Consider the following 12,686-nt stretch of genomic DNA (forward strand, 5'->3'; position numbering starts at 1 on the left):
ATGACCACCACGCACGACTCACTGGGCATCTCCGAAGCCCGCAGCCAACTCGGCACGCTCGTAGCGCGCGCCGTGCACGGCCGCCGGCACACCACCATCAGCCGATCCACCACCGAGCGCGCAGTGCTCATTTCCGAGGAGGAGTTCGAGGAGTATGTACGACTCAAGCGAGAGCGCGAGGTCGCCGAGGTCCGCGCCAAGATGGACGCGGTCGCCCGAGGGGAGCGCGAAATGAGGGTCTACACATCGCGTGAACAGGGATATGCCGACCTTGGACTAGGTGACGCTACCAAGTGAAAGTTCCCGTCCACCTCGACTCCGACGTCATCGACGCCCTTCTCCTGGCGCCCACGACCCTGCGGATGTCGATCTACGACTCGCTCATGGACTTGGGCGATGACCCCACACCCCCCGACGCCGTACCGTACGCCGAGATCCCCGGCGCGTACGAGCTGATTACCCCGACGTTCCGCGCGCTCTACACGCACGGCCCGGAGGACCTGGATCGCGTGAGCGTCTGGGTCCTCCACGTCAACACCTGAGGAGCGAAAACGGCTGAGAGCGTCCAGGAGCCCCCCTCTTCGCTCCTGGATCTCTCAGTGCCAGGCGAGCCGCGTTCGTCCGCCAGCGTGCACTACAGAGAGATCGTTTAGCGAAGATCGCGACACGCAACCCGGACATAGGTCACTAACGCCCCACTGGGCACATGCCGGACTCGAACAGATGGACGAGCCGCCGCCGCCCGCGTACGCTCGGCCACCATGGAGGAACCCGCCGCCGAGGCGCCCCGCGCGCTCAGCATGCCGTCCATGGTGCTCCGCGCCCGCACCCGTAAGGCGTTCCTCCTCGCTCGCGCCCCCGTCGTCGCCAACAACCAACACGAGTGGTGGGCGAAGATCGCCATCCCCCTCGGATCCGACGTGACCGGCGGCGACCCCAGCGTGGGCTACAGGTGGGTCCACTTCAAGATGCTGACCAAGCTCGCCGGCGTCGACTACAGCGAAGTGCCGACGCTCGACGGCCGCGACGACCGGTAGAAGGCTTGCCCCCGCCCTCCGGCGAGGGAGAACGGGACTACCGCACGAGCCCCTGTTCAGGGCGGGGGCAAGCTGCATGCGGCGGCGCGTGCCGCATGGATCGCCTACTCCCGCCCCGAACCTGGACAGTTCGGGGTCTGCGCACCCGTGAACAGGGCAGGAGCAAGCCGTCTTCAGGGGATGCCAGCTAGTACCACCAGCCTGACGCCGGCCTTAGCGGCATCGCCAACACAGATCCTCCCGCCCCCGCAAGGAGGACTGCCGGGGGCTGCTCGACGGGAGCGCTCCCAGGCTGGGGCTGGCTATCGCCGGGCTCGGCCTGGGCCGGGCTGGACGGCGCGGCCGTAGGCTCCGGGCCCACCGTCTTCGTGGGCTCCGGCGCGAGGGTCGGCTCCTTCGAGGGCTCCGGCGCCTTCGTCGGGGCCGGCGGGGTCGGCTGCTCGGTCGGGACGCTCGTCGGCGTCGGCTCCGACGTCGTCGGCTGCTCAGTCGGTGTGAGCGACGGCGTCGGGTCCGGCACCGGGACCGTGGGCATCGTCGTCGGGGCGGACGTGGGCGCGGTGGTGGTTGGCGACGGCTGGACTACTGGCGTCCTGGTCCGCTCGACGGCGGGCACGTCAGCGATCAGGGTCGGCTGCTCCACCACCGGCGAAGGGGCGGCGGCCCGCACGGCTGTCGCCGTGGGCGCGGGCGTCCTGGCGGCCAACGTGGGGGGCGCCGTGGTGATCGACGCGGCCGGGGCCGTCGTCGGCGAGGCAGCCCGCACAGTGGCCGGCGGATGCGCCGCCGCCGTGGCGGTGGTGCGCTCGGGCTTCGGCGAACTGGTGGGGGGCGGGACCGTCTCGGCGGTGAACACGGACGGCGCGGGCGTGCTCGGAGAAGGCGACTGCTCCCCCGCCAGAGTGGTCGGCAGGACGGGCAGCGCCATCAACAGGTCGGGTGCAGGCGCGGGGGCCTGAACGGGCTGCTTGAACCCGAACGCCGCTGCGATCGGCTTCGCCGCCTCCTCGGCCGCGAACACAACGGGCGTACCCGCCGCCGCAGTGATGGCGACGGCGGCCGGGGCCGACACTCCGGCCGTCGCCTGAACCCCGATGACAGCGCTGGCAACGACCTTCCCGACGACCGTGGAGACGGGGCCCGTGGCTTGTGCGGCCGCGCCCGATGTGCCGGACGCCGAAAACGCGCCGTACAGGCTGCTCGCGCTCAGCGGGTCCAGGCCGGCCATGCCGGGGGTGAGTGCTCCGTTGGACATGAGCGCCGTCTGCACCGTGGTGGTGTAGCCCTCGGCCGCCGTCTTCATCGCCACGTAGATGGGGCTCGCGACGGCGGCCGCGCCGCCAATGAAACGGCGAAGCTGCCGGTAGAGCAGGCTCTTGCGGGCCGATTCCTGCGCGGGCCGCCGGGGGTGATGTGTGATCGGGATGACGCTGCCTCGGTCGCCCGTCGGCGGCAGGTGGGCGGGTTCGGCCTGGGCCGTGATGAACGCGGCTCGCTCGGCTTCCTCGGCCTCGGCGTACATCGCGACGAGGTCATCCACCATGTCCTGCGGCATCGTGTGGCCGTGCGCCCACGTGCGGGACCGGCCGGCGCGGGCGCCGATGCGGTCCAACGGCATGCCCTGCACCTTGGCCATGCGGAAGACGGCCAAGTCTTCCAGCATCCGGTACACGGTCATCCGGCGCCTGTGCTGGGCTTCCTCGGCGTCCATCTGCTGCCTGATGGCCTGCCAGAACGCGAGCCCTTCGTTGCGCGGCTCCCCTCCGTGCATCTCCTGTATCGCCTGCTCGTACAAGTCCGCGGAGAACTGCAGAAAGAGACGTCGGCCGTCAGGGTCGAGCTCGGTCACGAGGAGGTTCTCCAGGGGTGTCGGCGTGGAGATGGGCGACGCCGGGGCCGTCCACTGGACGTACACAAGGTTCGCGGCCCTGTGCACGGGCAGTTCGCGGCCCGGGGTGGAGATCCTTTCGTCATAGAAGGACAATGTCAACCAAGGCGCCACACGGGGGCAGAGTGTGTACCCTGGGCTCACACAATAGTGAACGGCTTACAACACCCCAAGAAGGGGCACGCCGGGCGTGAGGAGCGGATAGACCAGTGGCATTCTCGGCCAAGCGGCTGACCGAAGCGTTGCGCCGCAAGAACATGTCCGCCCGCGCCGCCGCCCGCGAACTGAAGCGCACCCGGCCCGACGTCGCCATCTCAAACCGGTACATCAGCCAACTGGCGAACGGCACGAGCACCAACCCCTCCACCGAGGTCGCCGAAGCGCTCGCGCAGCTGCTCGACGTGTCCGTTGACTGGCTCCTGGACAGGAAGCCGCCCGCGCAGCTCAGCCCGGAAGACCAGCAGCTCGAAGACGAGATCCGCGAGAACGCGGGCGAACTCGACATCGAGTACATCGCCGAACGCTGGGAGGGCGCGACCAAGATGACGCGCGTGGCCGTGTCCAAGATGTTCAAGGCCATGCTGGAGGTCGAGCGTCAAAGCCGCGCCGACAAGACGGACGGGACTGCCACCCCACATCTAGACGGACTGTAGTCAAGACAGTCAGGGGCCCGAGGTAGTCTGTCCGGGCGTCGGCCGAAAGGTTACGAATTGCCGTCCCCTGAGCTGCTGGCTGCCTTAGCGGCGGCACCCACCCCCCGACCGTTCTCGCTCGAAGCGTTCCTCGACCGCATCAGCGCCCAGCGACAGCGACCCCTCCACCTGCACGACCTGCCCGATGAGGCGGCCGGCGCGGTATCCGGCCTATGGATCGGCACCCGCGAGGCTGACCACATCTTCGTGGCGCCCGGCGCGTCCGGGATGCTGCGCGTCCTGATCGTCCTGCACGAGATCAGTCACATGCTGCTCAAGCACGGCGTGGTCCTCGGCGGCCAAGAGGAAGTCCTGCGACGGATGGTCGGCGACATGACCGGGCTGCCCGAGATCCAAGGGCTAGCAGGGCGCAGCCGGTTCGAGACCAAGGAGGAGCGCGACGCCGAGAAGCTCGCGACCCTCATCCTGGCGCAGGCCCTCGATGAGCCCCTTGACGAGGGCGATGAGGGCTTACGTCGCCTTTCCAGAACTTTCGGATACGAGACCTAGGGGGCTGTGTGACCCTGTCCGCGTGGTTAGCCATGATCCTGTTGTGGGGGGCCTCGATCTCCCGCGTCCGGCCGGCGCTGGGAGCGCTGAAGCGGGGCACGTCCCTCGAACAGGTGATGTTGTGGGGGGCGTTCACCGGCCTGGCCATGAGCCGCGTGTTCACCGCGCCGCCCATCGTGGCCTGGCTGGACGCCACCACGGACACCGAGGTGGCCACGCTGATGCGGCACCTGACCGGCCTGTTGAGCGCCACCTGCCTGCTGGCGTACGTGGAGGCGATCACGCGGCACGAGCGGGCGGCTTGGTCCCGCTGGATCTGGCCCACCGCCGGCGTGGTGATGGCGGTCCTCATCGCCATGTTCGCCGCCAGAGGCGGCCGTATCTACTGGGTGGACGGCGCGACCGCCCCGTTCCCTACCGCGCCGACCGGCCGCGTCTACCTGCTGGTGTTCGACTTCTGGTTGATGACGTGCCTCGCCGCAGCGGGCGCCATGTTCGGCCGGTACGCGCGGGTCGCGCCGCCGCTCCTGCGCCTCGGCCTGGTGCTGTCCACGTTCGGCATGGTCGCCGGCGTGGTCAACCGGGCGCACGTCATGACCATCAACCTCGTGACCCTGCTCGACCCGGACACCAGCCTGCGGGAGATCTCGATCCTCGGCCAGGTGACGCTCCTGCTGTGCATCGTCGGCATCACGGCCGGCACGTCGATCCCGGCCTGGCGCACGGGCGTGGCCAAGCTGCGCGACCGGGCCGCGCTGCGCGAGCTCGCGCCTCTGTGGGATGCGCTTACGGCCCAGTACCCGGACCTGTCGCTGCCGATGGAGGCGGGCCTTCGGGCGCGGGTGATGCGGCGCGTGGCTGAGATCCGCGACGGGATGCTCAGCCTGAGGTCGATCAGCGAACCGCCGGCGAGCAGCGACCCGCGCGAGGTGGCCCAGTGGGTGGCCGACGCGCTGGATGCGGCCAGCCGCGGCCACGCTGCCGGGATGCCGTCTGGGGCGCTCCCGGGCCCTGATTTCGCTGGTGACCTTCAGAAGGAGACAGAGTGGTTGCGGCAGGTCGCGACACAGTACAAGCAGATCAGCAGCGGCCCGAGAACCGCCTCGCCCGTCTCGTAACCGATGTCGCCGCCCCGATGTGGATCGTGATCAGCCTGCCCCTGGTGGTGGGCGCGGTCACGTCGGGGTGGGCCGGGCTCGGCTGGGGCGCGCTCGCTGCCGGCCTGTGCGGCGGGGTGCCCGCAGGCATCATCTTCGGCGGCGTCCGGAAGGGGTGGTTCGGGGACTGGCACATCGGGGAGCGGTCGCAGCGGCCGAAGCTGGTCGCCGTCATCGTCGCCCTGGTGGCGCTCGCCCTGGCCCTGCTCGTGCGGCTTGGCGCTCCCACGGTGATGGTGGCGTGCGTGGTCATCATGCTCGCCACGCTCGCCGTGGTCGGGCCGGTCACCTTGCGGTGGAAGATCTCCTTCCACACCGCCGTGGCGGCCGGGTCGGTGGTGATGCTCGCGTGGGTGCTCCCCTGGCCCGCCGTGGTGCTCGCGGTCGGCGCCGTGGTGGTGGCGCTGATCGGGTGGGCCCGTGCCGTGATCCGCGACCACACGCCCGCCCAGGCCCTTGCGGGTGCCTGCGCGGGGGCGCTGGCAACGTGGGCGACGCTCGCGATCATGTTGTAACTGCGCTGTTCAAACCACCAGGATCAGGACCTGTACCAGAACTGATCGGCCAGTCATCCACTTCCCCGGGCTGATTTAACAAGACGCGCATGAAGGATCGGTGCCGACTTGTACTGTGGCCCTACGAACACGGGTCCCGATCGTGCCAGCGACCGAGACCCGAGTTCGCAGCACGCCGGACCTCCGGGGAGGAACAACGCGGGTTAGTACGCTAACCATCCTGTACTCCCGCAGCGTACTTAACCGCGAAGATCACGCGCAAGAAAACGCGCGATGACCTGCTCCTTCCTGGAACCGGCATGCGGCCATTCCGCAGGTCCTACAGGAGGTCAGGTGGCCAAGAATCCACCAGGTGAACCACCCGATGGCACGAACCGCGACAATTTCATGCTCACGATCTCGTGCCCGACGGCCGCCCTTGTCACGATCGCTCTGGCGGTCATCGGGGCCATCCTCATCGTGAACGGGTTCGATCCCTCGTTCCTCGCGGCGCTGATCAAGGGTCGCCCTTGATCAGAGCCGCCCCCGTCGTCTAGCGCTGGAGGCCGTCCTCCCAGGGCGGCCTCCAGCGGCATATTACGGCGGTCACCGCCTGTTGGCCCGTGGCGGTGGATCGAGACTCGCGCGGAGATCCGCGCGACCGCACCCCGCCCAGGCGTTCGCGGGCGCCGTCGAGGGGGCCGCCGCCACGGCGGTCACCCTGGCCTGATGGTGTAGCGCCCGATTCGTGGTCCATCGGCTGATGCAGCCCCACCTTTTACACCGGGCGTACCAGCCGTATGGCGGCTCCCTCCACCCAGTAGTCCGCCCATCGCTTTGGTGGAGCGCTTTAACCGTCCCCCGCTGGTATCAATTGTTCGCTTACAGCGAAATAACATCACGGGATAAAGCAGGCAAAACGGGCGAAGCCAACAAAGCGATCTAGGCTTTGACCTGCAGCTATCACCGTAAGTAATCATCATGTACTGATGCGTACAGAGTGCCGCCAAGTCGCCGCTCATACGTTCGAGAGCAAGGCCGCTAATCTTAGACAGAACAAAGGCCCGACCGCGCCAACGGCCGAGCCAGCGTTCTGCAAGACGCCAGACCCCAGGAAGCCCAGGGCCAGCCAAGTACATGCGAAGTTTTCCCTCGCCGTACTGTACTTTCTGCCGACGGGCATTTGCAACACAACCTGTGGTGCACTACCTCCTGGGGCTGGCGAGACTAACAAGTAGGTTAGATTGCTCGACATTCCCCCGTCCGGGCAGGTCCCGGACAAGGCCGCAGAGGTCGACGGCGGTCAGCACTCCCAGCCGGGCCTCGTGATGTCCGAGAGGGCTATCGAGGTGTTGGCCAAGGCTGCTCAGGAGGTCAACGCGGCGCGTACGAAGCGGCGCAGAACTATTGGCGTGGCCATCACTCTCATGGCTGGCTGCGCCGTGCTCGTTGCGCTCAAGTACGACCCTGCCCCGCTGGTCGAACTGGTTGTGGGCCCCCTGCTGAAGTAGCTCGGCATCCCCGTATCCGCTAGCGCTGGCGGCCGTCCCCCAGGACGGCCGCCAGCGGCGTTCTACACGCGTATGCCGAGTTCGCGCTCCAACTCGGCGATTCGCGCATCGCGCTGTGCGAGCCGCATCTCGCGCTCGGCGAGCTGGCGCCGGATTTCGTGATCGGTCGCGGGCAGGCGGCCGGCGACCAGTACGGCGACCCATGCGATCGGCCACAGCGCGCCGACCATGAAGCCCACGAAGCGGGCCGCCAGGCCGTCGAACCAGCCGTCTTCGTCAACCATGTCGGTGTTGAGCAGGGCGGTGGCCGTCCGCCTCGCGGTGTAGATCATGGCCGCGAGGTAGCCGAGGGGGATCAGCCAGTCAGTCACACGATCTCCCAGTCGCCGGCGTCCACGTCGGACTGGGACGCGACCCACGGGACGATCTGCCCGTCCGCGGTGAACATGTCGTAGTGCGGCCGGTACTCGATGGTCTGGCCGACGAGTTCGGGCGCGGCCTGGCCGAGCGGCCGGTCGACGGCGACGGTGATGGTGGAGCCGGGCACGCGGAAGACCCACATACCTCGGCCGTTCCAGCCGGCGCGGGTGACCCTGCCGCCGGCCTTCAAGACGTTGAGGGCGTCAGCGAAGTTCACTTGCTCGCCGCCTTCTGGCCGGCCTGCCACGTGGTCTTGTCCACGGTGCCGGTGACGAGGACCTTGAGCTTGGCCTGAGCCTTCCTGGTGGCGGCGGTGGAGTCGGCGCCGTACAGGCCGTCCACGTCCACCTTGAAGCCCAGCTCGTTGAGGGTGTCCTGCCACTCCTCGACGTCGGTGCCCTTCATGTACGCCTTGCCCTTGGTGTAGACGAGGGTCCGCGACCAGGAGACCGGCTTGGCCGGCTCGCCGTTCACCTCGGCCTTGACCATGGCCAGGAAGCGGTCCCACGGGAAGCCGGCGCCGGGGTCGGTGTGGGAGCCGGTGCCCGGGTACGCCTTGGTCACGTCGACGTGCGCGCAGAACCCCTTCTGCCCGGCGCGGACCTGGGCGGGGGTGAGGTGCTTGATCGGGATGCTGTACTTCTTCACCCAGGCGGCGGCGACCTTGGCGGCCTGCTTAAGCGTGGCCAGGCTGGCGGCGTCCTGCCACTGGGTGCGGGTCTGCTTGGCGTAGCCAGCCATCTCGATGTGCAGGCCGTCCGCGTTGGCGTTCGGCGCGGCCCACGCGGTGTCGTTGTCGTCCACGCACCGCACGGCCGAGTTGGAGTCGACGCACACGTGCGCGGAGGTCTTCGGGCTGCTGGTGGCGAACCAGCGGGCGACGTTCTCGGCGGTCTCCGGCTTCTCGGGGGCCTCCATGGAGTGCATGACGATCAGCCTGACCGGGCGCACGCGGCCGTTGTGGTAGTAGCGGGCCTGGATCTTCTTCATTGCTCCCCCGTGGCGGGTCGGTGGTTGGTCGCGGGGGAGGATGCCGAATTTCGGTGTTAACGTCGTGCCGGCCGGTAGCGGCGGTTAGGTTGGCCGCATGGGAGGGCGGGCAAGGCGGCGAAACCCCAAGGAGCGACCAGGCCGGGGCAGGCTGATCGTGCTGTCTGCGAGCACGATGTTCGCGGGGGTGGTGGCCAACTTCGGCGGACCGCCGACGATCTCCCAGGTGGTGTTCGGCGCGCTCGCGGTCGCCGGGGCGGCTGCTCTCGGGGCAGTCCAAGAACCATTAAAAAAAAACCTGGGCTGTGAGCGCATGCGCTCACAGCAGGTCAGGAGGCTCAACCCGCTGAACGGGCTGCCTACGCTCTTCAAAAAAACCTTGTTGTTTCCCTGACCGGGAGAGGCGCTGCTGGTCGGCCCGCCTCGTTCGTGGCCTTAACGTCGCTGTCCTTGAGGTGGGGCCCGCCCCGGGCGGGGCGGGCCGGGTTGGGGCTAGTTGGAGAGCGCCGCGAAGAAGTCGTCCACGGACGGCGGGACGGCGGCGGGCACCTTGGACTCGACGGCGATCCGGGTCAGGCCGATCATGCGGGCCCGGTTGGCGGCGAGGGTGCGGATCACGGCCACGGGGGCGAACTGCCACGAGCCGGGCAGGTCCTCCTCGTGGACGACTTCGGCCATGGCGGCGTTGACGTCGTCGTCGACGCTGGTCTCGGAGGTGCACCACGCGGTGTGGTCGTCGGTCTCCTGGCACTCCTCGCACGGCATCAGGTCGGGGAACGCCTTGCCGTACCGGTCCTCGGCCCTGGCCTTGATGCCGCCGAAGTCGAGGCGGGGGCCGCTGCCGTACGCGCACTTGGTGAGCCAGCCGCGCAGCGCCTTGACCGAGACGACGGTCGCGAGGTGGGCGGGGAAGCCTTCGCCGATGGCGATGGCCATGATGTACGGGTCTTCGATCTGGTCAAGCCAGCTCTGCACGAAGCGGCGCAGGATCTTGTGCTCCTCCATGCCTTCGGTGGCGAGTCCGGCGCGGCGGGCGGCGTCGCGGTAGGCGTCGGCGGCGCGGCCGATCAGCTCGGCCATCTGGCCGTAGCGGGCGGGGACGGCCGGGATCGCCTCGGCGAGGGCGCTGTACTCGCGGGCGTGCATGTAGCGGGCGGCGATCTCGGCGAGCGGGGTCATGATGTTGGGCCTCCTGGGGCTGTTTGGTTCCTGCGAGCCGGTGACCGCTCACCTGCTCACAAGTAAAAGAATAGGGGTCGTTTATAACTTTGGCAAGCTGCTCCGGCCACAAGATCCGCCCGTTCTCCACACGGGCGCGACGGCATCCGCCGGCCCCCGAACCCCACGCCTCGCCGGCGAGGGTTCGGGGGCCGGCGGATGCGCGCAGCGCCCCCGGCTCGGATGCGGCCGGGGGCTCCGAGATCAGTTCTCGTCTTCCAAGAGCAGGCGGCGGGCGGGCACGCCGTGGTGCTTGGCGAGCATGCGCGCCCCGGACGCCCACCGGCTGGCGGTGCCGATGGGCTCGGCTTCGTGGTCGGCGTAAACGCGGACGCGGTCGCCGTCGCGGATGAGGCTGCCACCCCAGGTAGGCCCGATCACGCGCCGTATCCCGATGTGGGTGATGAACGCGATGGTGGCGCTCGTGCGGTTCTCGCCCGCGTGGTGGCTGTTGTAGGTGTCGGCCAGCGCGCGGGTTGCCGTGTTGGCTTCGCTGCGAGTGGCCCAGCAGGCGACATCGACGGCCTGGGCGGTCTCGACGTCCCAGCGGAGGGACAGGAACGGCGCGTTGTGGATGGGCGCGACCGCGATGAACGTGCTGGCGTAACCGTCAATCCACGGCTCGATGAAGACGGCGTCCACCGGCTCAGGGTTGATGGCGGCGGGCAGCGCCTCGGCGGGGATGCGGATCACGTGGCCCCATTGCGTGTGCGGGACGGGCCCGTTGGGTCTGGGCGTCCAGACGGGCCGAGTGATGAAGTCGCCGCTGGGGGCGTGGACGGGGGCGATGGCGGGCATTCGGGTGCTCCTTGCCGGGCGGGGATGGGACGTCGATGGGGGGCGGGCCCGCGCCGCGCGGGCCCGCAGGGGCTACCAGGTGGCGGCTTCGGGCCGGTCGCGGAGCGTGTGGATCACGTGGGAGGCGTCCACTTCGCCGTGCCCGAGCTGGGCGGCGAGCGTGTGCACGGCGCGCTCCAGGCGGGTGTAGGAGCCGCGCACGAATGGGGCGGCGGCGTGGATGTGGACCAGGCGGCGGACGTCCGCCACGGCGGCGGTGGGCGGCTCGTCGGTGTCGAGCACGTACCCCATGAGCACGTCGGCGCGGAGCCAGCGGGCGCGGATGTCGTGATGCTCGAACCCGGCGGGGATGCCGTAGGCGCGGGCGGCCTTGGACAGGCACGGGTGGAGGACCAGGTTCGGCCAGCGCATGGTCAGGGTGCTGAGGTCGGCGACGTTGCCGGACCAGTCGCCGGGCTCGCCGGGCTGGGCGGGGATGAACCGGTCGGAGGCGGGGCATTCGATGCTGTGCGCCTCGGGGCCGGTCGTGTCGGGGCCGAGGACGACGACGAGCAGGGTCGCGGCGGTCGGGGCTTCGGTGGTCATGTGGTGGCCTTCCTGGGGCTTCGGTAGAGGGCGGGCCCGTACCGCACGGGCCCGCGCCGGGCGGGGTGGTCAGGCGGGGAGCGGGAAGTGGGTGGGGGTGGTGGCGTCGGCGAGCGCCTGGTACTCGGCGGGCAGCCGCCAGTAGTCCGGGCTGAACGGGGTTTCCATGTGGTAGGCGGTGCGGACGCCGATGCTGCCGTCCTTGCGGCGGCGGTAGCCGACGACGTTGATCCACCGCTGCCAGCCATCGGCGGGCGACCATTCCCACCTGATGTCGGCCACGGTGGGCTTGAACGTCTCGCCCCCGTGGTTGGTGAGGTCGGGGGTGGCGGGGTCAAGCTGGATCTCTACGACGTAGCGGGCGCGCTGCGGGTTGTTGTGCATCGGTGGTCCTCTCTGGGAGGGCGGCCCGCCCCGGGCGGGGGCGGGCCGGGGTGGTCAGCGGTACTTGCGGGGGGCGGGGGCGTTGGCGATGCCGAGGAAGATCCGGGCCTGGAGCACGACCCATGAGCGGTCGTAGCTGGGGTTCGCCCACTGGTCGTTCAGCCAGGCGATCGCGTCGCGCCACCGGTCGGAGCTGCCTGCGCTCTCCAGGGCGGCGAGGTGGACGTAGGCGGTCTCCCAGTCCTTGGCCGCGATCGGGCCGTCGTCGATGACCTTGAGGGCGGCCAGGCGGCCCGCCGCGTTCAGGCGCGGCGCGGGCGGGGCGTAGGGGTGGTCCCACGCGGGCGTGGTCTCGCAGTCGTGGGTGAAGTAGCGGCGGCCGTCCTTGACGTGGTCGGGCTCGACGGCGATGCGGCAGCCGGGGCAGGGCGTGGCGAGAGCGTGGGCGGTCACGGGTGCGGTTCTCCCTGTGGTCTGGGCGGGGGCCCGCCCCGGTGTGGGGCGGGCCGGGGTGGACTACTTGGTGGTGACGGGGGCGAAGCGGGCGATGTCGGGGCCCCACTGGAGGATCAGGGCGGGCATGACGCGCTTGCTCTTGAGGGGGCCGTCGGTGTGGTCCCAGACGCGGCGGGCGAGCCCGTAGCGGGGGCGGTACTGGCCGCCGCCGAGGATGTCCCACACGTTGCCCTGGCCCATCGGGTCGGTGTTGCGCCAGACGCGCTGGGCGGTCCTGTAGTCCACGCCGCCGCCGATCTCCTGGAGCGCGGGGATCGCGGCGTTCGGGTCGAACTCGCCGGTGGCGATGGCGACGCGGAGGTCTTCGGCGAGCAGGCGAAGCAGGTCGGGCGTAAGCATGTGGTTCTCCTGGGGCTTGGGGCCGGTGACCGCTCACCGACTCACAAGTAAAAGCATATGGGTCGTTTACATTGTTGGCAAGTGGGGTGGGCGGCAGGATCCAGCCATGGCAGCCGAGGTCATCAGCCGCGCCCCGGGGGCAAACAG

20 protein-coding genes are annotated in these 12,686 nt (G+C 69.5%); 10 read left to right on the forward strand and 10 right to left on the reverse strand.

Annotated features, from left to right (window positions below; genetic code table 11):
• From AC27IY_RS41045 to AC27IY_RS41055, 3 genes are all read left to right on the forward strand, one after another.
• Positions 1 to 297, forward strand: coding sequence for a type II toxin-antitoxin system prevent-host-death family antitoxin (locus AC27IY_RS41045; protein ID WP_487181272.1), 297 nt, complete (start codon positions 1 to 3; stop codon positions 295 to 297).
• Positions 294 to 542, forward strand: coding sequence for a hypothetical protein (locus AC27IY_RS41050; protein WP_487181273.1), 249 nt, complete (start codon positions 294 to 296; stop codon positions 540 to 542). Before AC27IY_RS41045 ends, AC27IY_RS41050 begins: the two co-directional genes overlap by 4 nt.
• 219 nt (positions 543 to 761) lie before the next feature.
• Complete coding sequence (locus tag AC27IY_RS41055) at positions 762 to 1,037, forward strand: hypothetical protein (RefSeq protein WP_487181274.1); 276 nt, start codon at positions 762 to 764, stop codon at positions 1,035 to 1,037.
• A 187-nt stretch (positions 1,038 to 1,224) separates the two neighbouring features.
• Here AC27IY_RS41055 and AC27IY_RS41060 read toward each other — a convergent pair whose 3' ends face one another.
• Entirely contained in the window at positions 1,225 to 2,886 is a 1,662-nt protein-coding gene (locus tag AC27IY_RS41060; protein ID WP_487181275.1) for a hypothetical protein, read from the reverse strand.
• 248 nt (positions 2,887 to 3,134) lie between these two features.
• Between AC27IY_RS41060 and AC27IY_RS41065 the strand changes: the two genes are divergently transcribed.
• From AC27IY_RS41065 to AC27IY_RS41090, 6 genes are all read left to right on the forward strand, one after another.
• Positions 3,135 to 3,578 carry a helix-turn-helix domain-containing protein gene (locus tag AC27IY_RS41065; protein WP_487181276.1) on the forward strand — a complete coding sequence of 148 codons (444 nt, stop codon included), beginning with the start codon at positions 3,135 to 3,137 and terminating at the stop codon, positions 3,576 to 3,578.
• A gap of 57 nt (positions 3,579 to 3,635) precedes the next feature.
• Positions 3,636 to 4,127, forward strand: coding sequence for a hypothetical protein (locus tag AC27IY_RS41070; protein ID WP_487181277.1), 492 nt, complete (start codon positions 3,636 to 3,638; stop codon positions 4,125 to 4,127).
• Between the two features lie 32 nt (positions 4,128 to 4,159).
• Positions 4,160 to 5,245: an MAB_1171c family putative transporter gene (locus tag AC27IY_RS41075; RefSeq protein ID WP_487181278.1), complete on the forward strand. Its 1,086-nt coding sequence runs from the start codon at positions 4,160 to 4,162 to the stop codon at positions 5,243 to 5,245.
• Positions 5,246 to 5,262: 17 nt separating this feature from the next.
• Positions 5,263 to 5,799 carry a hypothetical protein gene (locus tag AC27IY_RS41080; RefSeq protein WP_487181279.1) on the forward strand — a complete coding sequence of 179 codons (537 nt, stop codon included), beginning with the start codon at positions 5,263 to 5,265 and terminating at the stop codon, positions 5,797 to 5,799.
• Positions 5,800 to 6,132: 333 nt separating this feature from the next.
• Positions 6,133 to 6,312, forward strand: coding sequence for a hypothetical protein (locus AC27IY_RS41085; RefSeq protein WP_487181280.1), 180 nt, complete (start codon positions 6,133 to 6,135; stop codon positions 6,310 to 6,312).
• A gap of 710 nt (positions 6,313 to 7,022) precedes the next feature.
• Positions 7,023 to 7,289, forward strand: a complete 267-nt coding sequence (locus AC27IY_RS41090) for a hypothetical protein (RefSeq protein WP_487181281.1) — start codon at positions 7,023 to 7,025, stop codon at positions 7,287 to 7,289.
• Positions 7,290 to 7,351: 62 nt separating this feature from the next.
• On the opposite strand, the gene AC27IY_RS41095 is transcribed toward AC27IY_RS41090, so the two are convergent.
• Genes AC27IY_RS41095 through AC27IY_RS41105 form a run of 3 tightly spaced genes read right to left on the reverse strand, consistent with a single transcriptional unit; the run spans position 7,352 to position 8,699 of the window.
• Positions 7,352 to 7,660, reverse strand: a complete 309-nt coding sequence (locus tag AC27IY_RS41095) for a hypothetical protein (protein ID WP_487181282.1) — start codon at positions 7,658 to 7,660, stop codon at positions 7,352 to 7,354.
• A complete protein-coding gene (locus AC27IY_RS41100) occupies positions 7,657 to 7,926 on the reverse strand; it encodes a DUF2829 domain-containing protein (protein ID WP_487181283.1) in 270 nt (89 codons plus the stop codon). Before AC27IY_RS41100 ends, AC27IY_RS41095 begins: the two co-directional genes overlap by 4 nt.
• A complete protein-coding gene (locus AC27IY_RS41105; protein ID WP_487181284.1) occupies positions 7,923 to 8,699 on the reverse strand; it encodes a peptidoglycan recognition protein family protein in 777 nt (258 codons plus the stop codon). The genes AC27IY_RS41100 and AC27IY_RS41105 overlap by 4 nt, the downstream gene beginning before the upstream one ends.
• Positions 8,700 to 8,886: 187 nt before the next feature.
• Between AC27IY_RS41105 and AC27IY_RS41110 the strand changes: the two genes are divergently transcribed.
• Positions 8,887 to 9,093, forward strand: coding sequence for a hypothetical protein (locus AC27IY_RS41110; protein WP_487181285.1), 207 nt, complete (start codon positions 8,887 to 8,889; stop codon positions 9,091 to 9,093).
• A gap of 98 nt (positions 9,094 to 9,191) precedes the next feature.
• Here AC27IY_RS41110 and AC27IY_RS41115 read toward each other — a convergent pair whose 3' ends face one another.
• The 6 genes from AC27IY_RS41115 to AC27IY_RS41140 all read right to left on the reverse strand — a co-directional run bounded on the left by AC27IY_RS41115 (position 9,192) and on the right by AC27IY_RS41140 (position 12,539).
• Entirely contained in the window at positions 9,192 to 9,878 is a 687-nt protein-coding gene (locus tag AC27IY_RS41115) for a hypothetical protein (RefSeq protein ID WP_487181286.1), read from the reverse strand.
• A gap of 243 nt (positions 9,879 to 10,121) precedes the next feature.
• On the reverse strand, positions 10,122 to 10,715 hold the full coding sequence (locus tag AC27IY_RS41120; protein WP_487181287.1) for a hypothetical protein: 594 nt from the start codon (positions 10,713 to 10,715) through the stop codon (positions 10,122 to 10,124).
• Positions 10,716 to 10,787: 72 nt separating this feature from the next.
• Positions 10,788 to 11,300, reverse strand: a complete 513-nt coding sequence (locus AC27IY_RS41125) for a hypothetical protein (RefSeq protein ID WP_487181288.1) — start codon at positions 11,298 to 11,300, stop codon at positions 10,788 to 10,790.
• Between the two features lie 69 nt (positions 11,301 to 11,369).
• Positions 11,370 to 11,684, reverse strand: a complete 315-nt coding sequence (locus tag AC27IY_RS41130) for a hypothetical protein (RefSeq protein ID WP_487181289.1) — start codon at positions 11,682 to 11,684, stop codon at positions 11,370 to 11,372.
• 54 nt (positions 11,685 to 11,738) lie between these two features.
• Complete coding sequence (locus tag AC27IY_RS41135) at positions 11,739 to 12,137, reverse strand: hypothetical protein (protein ID WP_487181290.1); 399 nt, start codon at positions 12,135 to 12,137, stop codon at positions 11,739 to 11,741.
• A gap of 63 nt (positions 12,138 to 12,200) precedes the next feature.
• A complete protein-coding gene (locus AC27IY_RS41140; protein ID WP_487181291.1) occupies positions 12,201 to 12,539 on the reverse strand; it encodes a hypothetical protein in 339 nt (112 codons plus the stop codon).
• Between the last annotated feature and the right edge of the window lie 147 nt (positions 12,540 to 12,686).

Source organism: Nonomuraea sp. B208, assembly GCF_057536035.1.

Bases quoted from the DNA above. Each gene is read 5' to 3' on its own strand.
- AC27IY_RS41045 (WP_487181272.1), top strand. From the start codon at position 1: ATGACCACCACGCACGACTCACTGGGCATCTCCGAAGCCCGCAGCCAA.
- AC27IY_RS41055 (WP_487181274.1), top strand. From the start codon at position 762: ATGGAGGAACCCGCCGCCGAGGCGCCCCGCGCGCTCAGCATGCCGTCC.
- AC27IY_RS41075 (WP_487181278.1), top strand. From the start codon at position 4,160: ATGATCCTGTTGTGGGGGGCCTCGATCTCCCGCGTCCGGCCGGCGCTG.
- AC27IY_RS41080 (WP_487181279.1), top strand. From the start codon at position 5,263: ATGTGGATCGTGATCAGCCTGCCCCTGGTGGTGGGCGCGGTCACGTCG.
- AC27IY_RS41105 (WP_487181284.1), bottom strand. From the start codon at position 8,699: ATGAAGAAGATCCAGGCCCGCTACTACCACAACGGCCGCGTGCGCCCG.
- AC27IY_RS41115 (WP_487181286.1), bottom strand. From the start codon at position 9,878: ATGACCCCGCTCGCCGAGATCGCCGCCCGCTACATGCACGCCCGCGAG.
- AC27IY_RS41120 (WP_487181287.1), bottom strand. From the start codon at position 10,715: ATGCCCGCCATCGCCCCCGTCCACGCCCCCAGCGGCGACTTCATCACT.
- AC27IY_RS41125 (WP_487181288.1), bottom strand. From the start codon at position 11,300: ATGACCACCGAAGCCCCGACCGCCGCGACCCTGCTCGTCGTCGTCCTC.
- AC27IY_RS41130 (WP_487181289.1), bottom strand. From the start codon at position 11,684: ATGCACAACAACCCGCAGCGCGCCCGCTACGTCGTAGAGATCCAGCTT.
- AC27IY_RS41140 (WP_487181291.1), bottom strand. From the start codon at position 12,539: ATGCTTACGCCCGACCTGCTTCGCCTGCTCGCCGAAGACCTCCGCGTC.